The following is a 12,939-nucleotide window of genomic DNA, read 5'->3' as shown; positions in this document are numbered from 1 at the left end:
CCCTCCTGTTGCAACCATGTTTATATCAGCGTAACTGCCCACTCATTTTGGTTGCCATAATCGGAATAATCGTCAGGATCAAAACGCCGAAAATCTGGATCCATGTCGACCAGTACCAGCTCAATTCCGGCATGGTTTGAAAGTTTTGGCCATACCAGTTGACGAGTGCTGTACCGGGCAAGAACACCGTCCACAAAATCGTAAATATCTTGATGACGTTCAAATCACTCGTCGCTACAACTTGCGCGGTTTGACGAGCGTGAAAGCGTTGCCTGTCGACAACAAACTGCACGCGGCGCAACGAAGATTCACCATCAGCAATCAGATCATCCATATTCTGGCGACTGATTTCATCGCTATATTTTGCTTCACGACGTAAAATGCGTGCGCATTGCACTAATTGCCCAAATGCGTGTGCCACATGTGAAAGTGCCTGTGCGATGGTGGTCAGTTTATCATCAAGTTCAGGTAGATCGCTCACGCCATGCGAATTCACCTGATCTAGGCTTAATTGCATATGGCGTACCGACAAACGGATATCGTCAAAATGCGTTTCCACCTCATCAAGAATTTGCGTGGCAGCATCATAAGCGGCTTGAATGGCCACGTAAAAAACGGCCGTTTGCTCTTGCTTATTGAGATTTTGACGGCGCAAACGATCACCCAGATCATTTAAAAACGGTAAGCCATCACCGGTCTCCACCGTGATCAGGTTTTTACCGTCATTGGCAATGATGAGATCGGCCAATTCAATTTTGCCTGAGCGCCAATAGGCCACTTTTAAAATTGCGGGCATGAATAATGGCTGATTGGCATGCGGGCGCAGATCAATGCCGGTCAAACGCTCAGCTTGTGCCAAATCATTGGCATTGGACACAAATATACGTGTCCATGCCCCGTTGGTGATAAGTTTTGCGGTCATCTCAGCCAGCCCTTCTTTTTGATATAGAGCATCGGCACCAGTGCAAAGAAGGCCGTAGCGGCCATAACTGTCCATTCACCCCATGCGAAACCAAGCTCCGGCATATAGGCGAAATTCTGCCCGTAATAAGCGGCAATCAAAGTTGGCGGCGTGAAAACAGCCGTAACAATCGTAAAGATTTTGATGATCTGGTTTTGCTTCAAATCCAGTGTTGTCATCAAAGATTGCTGAACATTGCGCACTTTGGCGTGCTGGAATTGTGCATGACGACGGCTGCCCTGAATATCCGACAAAATGATTGATGTGTCGGTATAATCAGCTTTCATGGTGCGGCGCACCCAGCGTACCGCACGCGCCAGCATCAACTGACCTTCAACTGTATGGGCAATCAGCTCTTCCGCTTCCCCCAAGCCGATCGCCGTATCGGCAATATCTGCAACGCCGACCTGTCGCCCCTGAAGATCAAAGCCGCCACTGGTTGCCAAAGCTTCCTGTGCCAGATTATCCAGCGCCAGCGAAATATGATTAACCGTTTCATGGGTTGTATCAATCAGGGTTTCAATCAGCATCAACACCATATCTTTGCTGCTGATTTCTTCTGATGACAATTTCACCCGCGCTTCCACATCATCAATTGGTGCAATGCCGCTTTCCGGCTCCAATGTGATCAATACATCAGAGCTCAGCGCCATCAAAAAACGCACCGAGCGAAAATGTTCCCCTATCAATACCGGCATTTCAACCGGTAATATAACAAAACTGTTTTCTTCGACAGCATGGGTGACTTCCTGTTCAAGATCGACACCATAAATCTGCTGCACTTCGGAAAGCGCTTTCCTGTTATGGGATTTTAGACGGATCCAACCTTTTTGCGGTTTTTTCTTATCAGATTGACTGACCGTTAGATTTACAAAATAATTCATATCAATTGCTCACGCTTTTGATGCAATTGCGCATAAATGCGCCTCAGCTATTTCTTTATTTTTGTTTCGTGCCTGCTTCAACCAAGCGCAAAATGACCATAGAGATGAAGACCCGCAAAAGTTGCGATAATAGCACTATAAAGAACCACAACTGCCCAGATAATTTCGCGCTCGATGCGGGCAGTTCGTGGACGCGCAGCATTGATCTGACGGATTGCCTGCTCGCGTTCATTGACGCCTTCGGCAATAATGCCGTTCATGGTCAGCTTGGAACTCCATGTCAGACCGCGATTGTCCGCAGCGCCCGAATGTTTACCCAAGGAGTGTTGGTTGGGTGAATGTGTGTAAGCCATTTGAAGCCTCTATAATTTTTGAATTTTGGGAAATTTTTCTGTCAGATATGAGCGAAAATCAACGCAGCCAGCCACGATGTTTAATGTAAAACAGCGGCATCAGCGCAAACAGGAATGTCAGGATCATCACCAGTGGTTCGCCATATTGCCATTCCAAGATCGGCATATATTCAAAGTTCATGCTGTAATAAGTCGTCACCATCATCGATGGCAGAAATACAGCCGTAACCACGGAGAACACTTTAACAATCTGGTTTTGCTTCACATTGAGCGCCATATTGTTAATCTGCTGCAAAAAACGCACACGATCATGAACAAATTCAACATGTTCTTCGATGGCTTCAATATCTTGAATGAGCGTATCATAAAACACGCGAACGTTGCTACGCTCGGTTGAGATGCGTGCACGCATATGGCGCACAGCACCCACTAACGCCATCTGGCTTTCCATGCAGTGAGAAAGCAATTCTTCCATATCGCCCAAATCCAATTGGGTTGAAGCGATATCAGTCACACCAAAGTCACGGCTTTTAACTTCCAGACTTTTCAAAATGGCGTTGGTTTCAATCATCACCTGTTCGGTCATGTCGTTAAGTTGGCCGATGATGTAGTCAGTACGATCGGCAATGGCTTGAAAAATATCGACAACAATCTCAAATGGATCTTCGCTATCGCGTCCGTCACTGTTCATGCGCTGCAAGGCAAGCTCCATCGCAGCAGGTACTTGTTGCGGCTCCAATGACACAACTACATCATCGCTGATCGCAAATGTCACCCGCACGGCATTAAATGCCGATGCCGATGTGCCGTCACTTGCTGATGTATCAATGAATGTAATCGGCAAAAAGCTGAATTTATTCTGCGCAGTCGCGGATTTATCCGCAGCATGACGAAAATCAGCACCTGTTTTCTTTAAGATGAAATCAAGTGTTTCTTTCTTGTCGCTGTTCACACGCAGCCAACGACCATTGTGAATAGACTTAACACCTTCGAAAAGACCGGCGCTACTCGCTGTCTGTGTTTTCATCGGTTTCTTCCTTGAAGTTAATATGAAAAGACAAGCAACCTCATTCAGGCACAAACAAATGCTGCACCCGTGATTAACTTGCACGTTGATTGATTATTTATTCAGCGCCCTGATCGGCCTCTTCGTCAGAAGATTCATTGCTGTCCGTGTCTTTATAAAAGCTGGAATGGCTGCCCGATGTGGATGAACTGCGTGTTTCGAGATCGTAATTCCACCAATGCAAACCGGCTGTTACAGCAAACATCACGCCACTGAGCAAAAGCACCGTCACCAGTGATAAGCGCTCATAGCGCGACCAGCCTCTTGAGGTCTTCCGGCCAGCCTGCCCTTTGCCGGTACGCAATTTGATCGACCATGCCGGTTGCGGTGTTTGTGATGACGTGCCTGAGTAATGTGTTTTGTTTACCCTGCTCGCAGGATCAGTAAAAGCCATGATAAGCCTACCTTTTTCAAGTACAGGTAGATGAATGATTAAAACAAAATAAAACTGAATTTCCATTCAATCTTATCTTTTTTAAAACAATCATCAATTTTTCTATCGGCTTATTGACATTTTACACTGTAAATTAAAAATTGTATTAAGTTCATCAAAGCTATACCTTGGTATATTTTTCAAAATTACTTATAATTCAGCTTCAATATACCAAAGTATATCGACCATATACGATATATATCAATGCATATTCATCACTATGCTGGATTTATCAATCCGTTCTTGCTAATGCCGCTTTATCAATTGTCACATCCAATGATGATGCTGACCAAAATATATGAAGATCAAACATCTTCACATTCAAACCACTAGCTTAAGGACAAACAATGCCTGGCGACCCTTCGAGTTGCAGTCAACAAGCCTTACAAAAACAAACTTAAGCCGGTCTGCCTGTCTCCCACAGCCTACCGGCTGAGGAGACTATCATGAACAATCATTTCGCTATTTCCCATCACAACAATCGCACTTTATCCGTCAACCGTCCGCAGCCAGTGCGCGCAAACAGCTCAAAACTGCGCGATTATATCATTAGTTTTTGCGCTTATATTGCCATGCTCATCATGCTTGGCTTCGTTATTGCTGCTGAAACCAATGCTTTCAGCCTATGAGCCATAGGCACTTTATTTTCAATCATGATATAATAGAGCGGCACGGGCATTGATGCACAAGGCCGCTCCAAGGCAGGCATTTCATGACCTATCTGGCACCCGCAGATAATCTGCTTCATGCAGCTCTATGCCTTGCAGGCGCGTTTCTGCTTGGCGGCATCATCGGCATCGAACGTCAATGGCGTCAACGTATGGCAGGATTACGCACCAACACATTAGTTGCTGTGGGTGCTGCAAGTTTTGTCCTGTTTGCATCCCTTGTTCCCAATGATGCAAGCCCGACACGCGTGGCAGCACAAGTGGTTTCCGGTATCGGCTTTTTAGGTGCCGGTATTATCTTTAAAGAAGGCATGAATGTGCGCGGCCTCAACACCGCTGCAACGCTGTGGTGCTCGGCAGCAGTTGGCGTCATGTGTGGCGCCGGATTCTTCTTTCATGCCATGATCGCCAGCTTTTTCATCATTGCGGTCAATGCTTTGCTGCGGCCGATTGTCAATTTGCTAGAGCCACAAGACCACATTGCCGCAGAAGACGGTTATAATTACGGTATAAGCATTGTATGCCATGGTGATTATGAAGCCCATGTGCGGGCCTTATTGCTGCGTGATCTTGGTGACGAGCTGCATATTCACCGGCTGGAAAGCAAAAATATTGAAGATTCCAGCCGTGTTGAGGTTAGTTCCGTCATTCATTCTGCCAAAAAGAATGAACGTAAATTAGAACATATTATCGGTCGATTAAGCCTTGAGCCTATGATTACCTCCGTTCGCTGGTATATTACCGATCCAAAATGGATGAATTCTTCAGACTAAAATCTTCTATTTCGTATGCAAATTTATGTCAGGCCATTTCAATGAAAGACTTTTTACAAAGCCGCTTACGCGTCAGCCAAGCTTCATTGACGGTGTTGATTTTGATTACAGTTATGCTTGGCATTTTTGTCTTCGACACTGTCACCGATTACGCTATAGCAGCGGCCAGCTTTCATATTTGCATCATATTGATTGCGGTACGTCTGTTGTCGCGCCGCACCGTGATCTGGTTTGCATGGGCTTGTGTTTTTTTGACGATTATCAGCTTCTATCTCACCAGATCCGGTGATTTTGAAGTGGGTTTAATCAATACAGTCATCAGTATTATCGCCATTATCATCACCACTTATTTAGGCCTGCTGGTTGTTTCTGCGCAAGCTACAGCCCATAAAACGCGCGAGCATTTGCTGCGTCTTGCACGTGTGACAACACTTGGCCAGCTGACAGCTTCCATTGCCCATGAGATCAATCAGCCGCTTGCAGCCATTGCCACCAATGCCAATGCCTGCAATCGCTGGCTTTCATTTGATCCGCCCAATGTCGAAAAAGCCCAAGCTGCCGTCGAGCGCATTGCCGGTGAAGCCCATCGCGCCAGCGAAGTGCTACAACGGATGCGCTCACTGGCACGCGGCGAAGAAACCAAGAAAACAATCTTTGATTTAAACCAATCAATTGTAGAAATTGTCAGCCTTTCGCAACGCGAAATCGATAATCTCAAAATTGAAACAGAATTGTCGCTGCCGCAAAATCTTAGCTTAGCCTATGCGGATAAAATCCAAATTCAGCAAGTATTGGGCAATCTCGTTCTCAATGCGCTGGAAGCGATTGCACAGCACAATCCCGAACAAAAACTGCTGGAAATTATGGTAGCGCAAGAAAATCAGCGTTTTTTATCCGTGACCATCAAAGATAATGGCACCGGCTTGTCACAAGACGCACAAGAGCAACTTTTTGATGCATTTTACACGACAAAAGCAGGCGGCTTCGGCCTTGGCCTCACCATTTGCCGCTCTATCATTGAGGCCAATGGCGGCCAGATCAATGTTTCTTCAACGTCTGGCCACGGTACTGAAATGAAATTCACTCTACCCGCCGTCAAAGGATAAGATCATGAGCGAACATGGCACAAAACCAATCGTCTTTGTCATTGATGATGATGCATCAATTCGTATTGCTATAGAGGACCTGCTGGCATCCATCGGGCTGGAAGCAGTCACCTTTGCATCTGCTTCGGAATTTCTGGAATATAATCGTGAAAAAACACGCCCGTCCTGCCTGATATTGGATGTACGGATGCCTGGACAAAGCGGCACCGATTTTTATCGCTATACGCGTGAAAACGGCATCAATATTCCAGTTATTTTCATTACCGGCCATGGCGATATCAGCATGGGGGTCAAAGCGATCAAAGACGGTGCGCTCGAATTTTTAACCAAACCCTTTAAAGATCACGAATTGATTGAAGTCGTGCAACGCGGCATTGAATTGGAAACCACTAAGCTTGCCACAGAAGAGGCGCAAGCACAGCTTATCAACAAAGCGAAAACTCTCTCCCAAGGCGAGAGCGATGTTTTCAAGCTAGTGGTGGCAGGTCTTCTCAACAAGCAAATTGCCGGCGAACTCAATATCAGTGAGATCACAGTTAAAGTGCGCCGTGCAAAACTGATGCACAAAATGGAAGCCAATTCACTCGTTGATCTGGTACGGATGTATGACGCGCTGCATCAAGAAAAGTAATCACTTCTCCCATTTCGGACGGAACATTTCATAGACCTTATCAGTGGTGGTAAAATCCATATAACCAAGGCGCGAAACTGGTTGTGACTTGGTAATATCGATAAGGCCATCAACCAAAATCGCCTCATCAATATGAACGCCGACAACCTCGCCGATCACCATATAGGATTCTACCAAAGCACCATCCTTGCCGGACAAGCGTTTAACTTCCACAGCCACACACTCCAGTGCGGCATAGGCTTCAGCAACACGTGGTGCTTTGATCATTTCACAAGACGCAGGTGTTAAACCTGCATACTCAAATTCACTGACACCACGTGGTGAGTTTACCGATGTCGCATTCATTTCTTTTGCCAGATGCGCCCCGACCATATTGGCGGTAAACTCACCTGTTTCCTCCACAAAAGCAACACTGTCTTTGTAGCCGGAGGAGCAAAACATCAACAGTGGCGGGTTGTCACAAATGACGTTAAAAAATGAATATGGCGCAAGATTGAGAGCGCCCTCTTTGGAGCGTGTACCAATCCAGCCGATAGGCCGTGGCGTAACAATAGCTTTGAGTGGATTATGCGGAAGCTGGTGTCCGTTTTTTGGTTGATAAAACACTTTAAAATCTCCGCAAGTCTCAAGCCTTCAAAGGCGTTTTGAATTTTCACGGAGTTTTAACCTGATGATCGCAGCATAAGCAATAAGCTTTAAATACATAACATGTGGCGCGTTGATTTCGCGCCATATGCAGATCAAAAAATCAGAATTTTGCAGTCAGGCTTGCACGGAATGTACGCCCCGGCGACGGCATCAAACCAAGTGTCAGAGCATCCATGTAATATACGTCTGTGAGGTTATCCACGTTGAAATCAAGGGTTGTGTCATCATTGATTTTATAGCTCGCGAATAAATCAACCAATGTATAGGGTTTCCATGCAATCGTGGTTGTCTGACTGCCATTAGTTATATTGAGCAGCTCTGTTGGCCGTTTGCCTGTGTAACTAATACGGGTACCGACATCCAAACTTTCTTCAAACATACGCGCTCCCAATGTAATGGAACCGCTTATCTTTGGCTGGACATGTAATTGCGAATAACCGGCAGGATTACCATCAGAGAAACAATTTTGTCCTTTAAACTCTTCATCCATACAAAATTGTGTATCCGTGTAATAAATGCCTGACGCCTCCGTATAAAACGCCCCCATATTGTAACGACCAGATAATTCAAAACCTTTGAATTTTGCTTGTTTAAGGTTACGCATAGACGTTCCGCCACGTTGATCTGCACGGATTCCACGCGTCAAATAATCATCAATAGTATTGTTGAAATAGACTGCCTTAAGACGCAATTCATCACCGGTATCAAAGACACTATCCATGCTGAGATTGGTACCAAACTCCCAATTTTTTGCATGCTCGGGCTTAATGGCTATAGACGGTAGTGCGCTTACTGAAAAACCTGTCGTAGATTCAAATAAGCTTGGCGCACGGATTGCTTCGGCATAACGCACATAAAACTGCAAACCATCTAAAGGTTCTACAGTGACCGCTACAATTGGGGTGAAACCCGAACTACGTTCCTCTTTATTTTGCCAAGGAGCCGTATCATAATTTTCATCTGGCTTCGGATCCTGGATTGGTTTGCGATCATAAGAATGGGTCTTAGTATAGCGTAAACCTGCATCTAATTTAAGCCAATCCAATGGCTTCCACTCACCGCTGATATAGCCACTACTCTCTTTGCGCCAGCCATCTCGTGCCGCTTCAATAGTGAGGCCGGCATCCAGAACTTTATCAACATCGCTTGGTGGAGCGAGTGTTTCATAAGTATAGGAGCCGCCATAACTGAGTGTTAAATCACCCCATGCTGTATCGAATTTGCTTTCATTGGAAAGGTCAAAACCGGTGCGTTTTGCAATATCCCAATAGCCTGTAGGCATCTCCACGGCACCAAATTTATAAGGAGTCATAATGTGGGTGTCTGTTTTCGTGTGCCAGAGATTAGCCGTCAGATTGAAAAACTCGTTATCTTCAGGATTCCAATTATAGCGTGCCGTATAGGTATCTACACTTACATGGCTTAATGGCGCCTGCTCTGCGCCATCAAAACGAATAATCATTGACGGCATCAACTCGCCAAAATCACTTTTATATTTCATAAAACCGAGATTAAGCGAATGACCATCACCAAGCATAAGTTTGCTTTTAAGCATATAAGAAGTGTTATCCTGTGATGTATTCAGCACTTCCTCACCTGCTCTGTAACGGTTTAAACCACCAATACTGATATCTGTCCATTCATTGTAATAATCCGGTTCTCCGGGTGCACCCGGCCATGAATCTCTCGTCGTCGTGGTAATGAGTTTGTCAGGAGTGTCACCATGTTTTCCAGCATGATAGTTACCGGTTTTACGTCTGGTATATCCCGCGACAAGCTCCAGATTTTCCCAACGACTGGCAAAGGCCACACTACCGGAACCTGAAGTCGGCTTTAAAAAGCCCGGTCGATCCATCCCCTGCGGCGCACCAAGTTTAGAAATATCGATATTTAAATCTTCCTCCGGAATGGTCTGTGGTGTACATGCCCAGCTACAACCCGTCAGATAAGATTTGGAATATTGATCCAAGCCACCACGCGTACCTTCTGGCGGCGGCGTAGAAGTATTGCCGATCATACTACCACGCACTCGGAAGCCGTAATTCTGACCATCCTTTATAATATCGTCGGCATTCAACGTACGCATGACCGCAACACCACCTGTTGCACCGACACCATAAACGCCAGAAGATGGCCCTTTGACAATTTCCACTCCGCCGATCATATCCGGATCAATATAGTTTCTCGAAGCAACGCCTGAATAACCGCGGTAAACCGTATTTTGCTGCTGGGCACCATCAACAATAACCGGAACACGGCCAAAGCCTTGCATACCGCGAATATTAACATCAATCGCGCCACTGTTGCGGTTGTCGCCGGTCATTACACCTGCTTCGCCTTTGAGAAAATCTCCCGCCGACATACCGCGGAAACGTTCAATCTCTTTTTGTGGAATATAGGCTGTCGAAGCAGCATTCGTGTAAGTCGCATCAAATAGTTTGTTCGCATCATTGGTGACTGTAATAGTATCAAGTATGATCGAACCGTCAGCACTTAGCGACGGCATGGTTACTTCATTCACATGCGTGACAGATACGGTTGTTCCATTGATAAATGAAAACCGCAGACCTGAACCTTGTAAAATATGTGTCAGAGCTGCCTCTGAACTCATTTTGCCATTGACGCCCGCACTGGTTTTACCTGCAGTCACGGAGGCTAAAAAGCTAACCTGCAAACCAGCTTGCCGCCCAAAAACTGTTAAAGCTTGATGTAAAGAGCCGGCAGGAACCGAAAAGCTGACTTGTGACTGCTCTTGTGCCAAGACGGCAGATGCATATGCCATATTAAAACCCAAAGCTGTCGACATCATCAATGTCGCAGCGAGCGCCTTGCTCATGTTCATTTCAAAAATCGTTTTGCGCGATTTAGGTCTCATAATCTGCACTGCTCCGTCTGTATTTTTCAAAGTTCGGAGCAGCCATTCCTGCATGAGTAAATGCAACTCCTGTTACTAATACAATCGGGCAACAGATATTTTCACTCAATTACTCAAGTTTTTTTCAAAAAGGTGAAATAATTGTCAGCGTACTGGTGAGCTGGTAAACTTTTCCACCAGCAGGATTAACGACCGCCTCAAGTGCAACAAGCGGATTGCTCAAATCAAAAATGCCGCTGATGCGCTTTCTGCCAATAGACGGATCAGCAATCACAATGCGTCCGTTATGCCACCGGCCAATACGGGCAACCAGTGATGACAATTGCTCTTGTTCGGCAATCAGATAATTATCCCGCCAACTGGCAATCTGGTTAGCACTGCGTTCACTGCGTTCAACTGTCTGCCTTGCCGGATCAAATACAAGCCATTGCCCTTGCTGTAATCTTTCGCCCATGCTTAATTCACCGCTGGCGCGCGCTTCAACAAGACCATGATCGACACCCACAGTGATAATTCCGGCATCATTCGATACTTCAAAAGCAGTGCCCAGCGCTGTAATCTGAGTATTATCGGAATAAACCGTGAAGCTGCGCTGAGTATCGCGCGTCACTTCAAAATAGGCCATACCTGCCAATAATTTGACTACTCGTTGCGATTGTACGTATTCAACCGCAATAGCGCTATCAGGGCCTAAGGTTACCTGACTTTGATCTTCAAGCCTGATATGACGGACTTCTCCTTTGGCTGTGATATAATCAGCGCGCTGCCTCATCAAGATAGAAGGACCCACAGTATAGAGAAATGTCCCGCCTCCCAAGAATAATAATCCGGCCAATAAAACATTGCGGCGAGACATAACTGTATAGCGTTCAGCACGTCTTTGGTAATTGAGAACCTGCCCACTCGCACCATAAAGTTTTTCAATACGGCGCCATGTCTGCTCATGCAGCGCACTTCGACCACACCAAGCATTGATCATTTCCGCAGTCACTGGATTTTCCGGATCATTTTGCAAACGAATAATCAGATCCACTGCTTCATCAAGCAAAATATCCTGATGTTGTTTGCTCTCGTCCAATTTCATATTTCCTGATGACCCAAAGCTGCAATAAATAACTTTCGCCTATATATATTACAATCGAACAGCTCATATTTTCCAAAAATAAAAATAATTAAAAATCATCCACATGCTTGAGCAGATGTTTATAGGCATCGCGGATCAGAGCCCATGCTCGCGTTGTTGAAATATCCAGTTCCTGCGCAACTTCCGCAAGCGTTCGCTCACCAAGGCGGTGCATCTCGAAAGCCTGTCTTGTACGCTCAGGAAGCTCATTCAACGCCTGATAAGTTTGCTGCAGGCATTGTCTAGAATAAACGATCATTTCCGGAGAAGGTGCAGGATCAGGAACATTTTGACCTGTTTTATCTTCGATATCGATCGTTTCAATTAATGCTTCACGCTTTTGATGATTAATACCAAGATTGCGTGCAATTTTAAACAAATAAGCTTTAGGATTATGATTGCCGCTCGCCTCATGAGGGGGGCGCAACAAAACACGCACAAATGTATCTTGTGTGATATCTGCCGCATTCTCTTCAGTCAAACCACGGCGCTTGAGCGAACCGGTAATTTCGCGCGAATGACGGCGAAATAACATTTGTATGTCCCAGCTCATAAGCTCTCAAACCTTGCTAGAAGATGAAAATCAAAGATGGCCATGTCTAATTCGCGATATATTAAGTACACAATTTGCCTCGATATGCACGAGTCGGACAGCTTTGATGTTGCCTTACATCCTCTACGCTTTATATAACATGATTAAAATTATCAAGTTATAATGAACCCTGATCACGCATAACGTCCGGCCTCAAATTCAAATTTTTAAGGTGTTACTTTTTATACACAGGCGATTTACAAATTTTGGCGGGCTACTTGCCATTTAAAATAAACATGAGTAATTAAGTCTAGTTAATTCATTATGGCCTCCCATTTCACCCTCAGGATTTCAATGCCCTCCATGAATGTTGTTTTTGAACGGATTTATGTCAGGGAACGACTCCGTCTGAAAAGGCTGGCATCCAGCATTCTGGGAAATGCGCAGGATGCCGATGATATCCTGCACGAAACCTACGTAAAATTATCGAAGCGATCATTGACAGAAAATGATGGCGGCCTTGTTGTACGTACAGTCACCACATTGGCTTTGGATCATATCCGCAGTAGAAAAACACGCCCTGACAGGCTCAATTATGGTGATACCTATCAGGTACAAAATGATACGACAGATTACATTCAGCCGGAGAGAATTGTAGAAGCACGCCACGAGCTTTCTGATCTGTTGAATGCGATCAATGCTTTACCTAAACGTCGCGGACAGATTTTTCTTCTGGCAAGAGTTGACGGAATGACCTATCAGCAAATTGCACGCCATTTAAAAATTTCGTTGAGCACGGTTGAAAAAGAAATGGCAGCGGCCATTTCATCTTGTCATAAATGGCAGCACATGCGGGAGGAGAAATGATTTTGATACGTCATCATCA

14 protein-coding genes are annotated in these 12,939 nt (G+C 45.4%); 5 read left to right on the top strand and 9 right to left on the bottom strand.

Features of this window, described 5'->3' with window-relative positions; genetic code table 11:
• Positions 1 to 25 precede the first annotated feature (25 nt).
• From JNC77_RS12865 to JNC77_RS12845, 5 genes are all read right to left on the bottom strand, one after another.
• On the bottom strand, positions 26 to 922 hold the full coding sequence (locus JNC77_RS12865) for a CorA family divalent cation transporter (protein WP_374833130.1): 897 nt from the start codon (positions 920 to 922) through the stop codon (positions 26 to 28).
• On the bottom strand, positions 919 to 1,845 hold the full coding sequence (locus JNC77_RS12860) for a CorA family divalent cation transporter (RefSeq protein WP_374833128.1): 927 nt from the start codon (positions 1,843 to 1,845) through the stop codon (positions 919 to 921). Before JNC77_RS12860 ends, JNC77_RS12865 begins: the two co-directional genes overlap by 4 nt.
• A gap of 77 nt (positions 1,846 to 1,922) precedes the next feature.
• Complete coding sequence (locus tag JNC77_RS12855) at positions 1,923 to 2,198, bottom strand: hypothetical protein (RefSeq protein WP_374833126.1); 276 nt, start codon at positions 2,196 to 2,198, stop codon at positions 1,923 to 1,925.
• A 58-nt stretch (positions 2,199 to 2,256) separates the two neighbouring features.
• The gene (locus JNC77_RS12850) at positions 2,257 to 3,225 is read right to left on the bottom strand and encodes a magnesium transporter CorA family protein (RefSeq protein WP_374833124.1); all 969 of its coding nucleotides are present in this window, start codon (positions 3,223 to 3,225) and stop codon (positions 2,257 to 2,259) included.
• Positions 3,226 to 3,322: 97 nt separating this feature from the next.
• Positions 3,323 to 3,658: a hypothetical protein gene (locus JNC77_RS12845; RefSeq protein ID WP_374833122.1), complete on the bottom strand. Its 336-nt coding sequence runs from the start codon at positions 3,656 to 3,658 to the stop codon at positions 3,323 to 3,325.
• A gap of 485 nt (positions 3,659 to 4,143) precedes the next feature.
• Here JNC77_RS12845 and JNC77_RS12840 point away from each other — a divergent pair, with 485 nt between their 5' ends.
• From JNC77_RS12840 to JNC77_RS12825, 4 genes are all read left to right on the top strand, one after another.
• Entirely contained in the window at positions 4,144 to 4,326 is a 183-nt protein-coding gene (locus JNC77_RS12840) for a hypothetical protein (protein WP_374833120.1), read from the top strand.
• An 83-nt stretch (positions 4,327 to 4,409) separates the two neighbouring features.
• Entirely contained in the window at positions 4,410 to 5,138 is a 729-nt protein-coding gene (locus JNC77_RS12835; protein ID WP_374833119.1) for an MgtC/SapB family protein, read from the top strand.
• 41 nt (positions 5,139 to 5,179) lie between these two features.
• Positions 5,180 to 6,244, top strand: coding sequence for a sensor histidine kinase (locus JNC77_RS12830; RefSeq protein WP_374833117.1), 1,065 nt, complete (start codon positions 5,180 to 5,182; stop codon positions 6,242 to 6,244).
• Between the two features lie 4 nt (positions 6,245 to 6,248).
• Positions 6,249 to 6,875: a response regulator transcription factor gene (locus tag JNC77_RS12825; protein ID WP_374833115.1), complete on the top strand. Its 627-nt coding sequence runs from the start codon at positions 6,249 to 6,251 to the stop codon at positions 6,873 to 6,875.
• On the opposite strand, the gene JNC77_RS12820 is transcribed toward JNC77_RS12825, so the two are convergent.
• The 4 genes from JNC77_RS12820 to JNC77_RS12805 all read right to left on the bottom strand — a co-directional run bounded on the left by JNC77_RS12820 (position 6,876) and on the right by JNC77_RS12805 (position 12,056).
• On the bottom strand, positions 6,876 to 7,481 hold the full coding sequence (locus tag JNC77_RS12820) for a flavin reductase family protein (protein ID WP_374833113.1): 606 nt from the start codon (positions 7,479 to 7,481) through the stop codon (positions 6,876 to 6,878).
• Between the two features lie 142 nt (positions 7,482 to 7,623).
• The gene (locus tag JNC77_RS12815) at positions 7,624 to 10,398 is read right to left on the bottom strand and encodes a TonB-dependent receptor (protein WP_374833111.1); all 2,775 of its coding nucleotides are present in this window, start codon (positions 10,396 to 10,398) and stop codon (positions 7,624 to 7,626) included.
• A 124-nt stretch (positions 10,399 to 10,522) separates the two neighbouring features.
• Positions 10,523 to 11,482 carry a FecR family protein gene (locus JNC77_RS12810; RefSeq protein ID WP_374833109.1) on the bottom strand — a complete coding sequence of 320 codons (960 nt, stop codon included), beginning with the start codon at positions 11,480 to 11,482 and terminating at the stop codon, positions 10,523 to 10,525.
• An 88-nt stretch (positions 11,483 to 11,570) separates the two neighbouring features.
• Positions 11,571 to 12,056, bottom strand: a complete 486-nt coding sequence (locus JNC77_RS12805; RefSeq protein ID WP_374833107.1) for a sigma-70 family RNA polymerase sigma factor — start codon at positions 12,054 to 12,056, stop codon at positions 11,571 to 11,573.
• 360 nt (positions 12,057 to 12,416) lie between these two features.
• Between JNC77_RS12805 and JNC77_RS12800 the strand changes: the two genes are divergently transcribed.
• Positions 12,417 to 12,920: an RNA polymerase sigma factor gene (locus tag JNC77_RS12800; RefSeq protein WP_374833105.1), complete on the top strand. Its 504-nt coding sequence runs from the start codon at positions 12,417 to 12,419 to the stop codon at positions 12,918 to 12,920.
• Positions 12,921 to 12,939 lie beyond the last annotated feature (19 nt).

Origin of the sequence: Paenochrobactrum pullorum (assembly GCF_041929845.1) — a bacterium.
Classification (GTDB): Bacteria; Pseudomonadota; Alphaproteobacteria; order Rhizobiales; family Rhizobiaceae; genus Paenochrobactrum; species Paenochrobactrum pullorum.
This window is presented reverse-complemented; position numbering and strand designations above follow the sequence as displayed.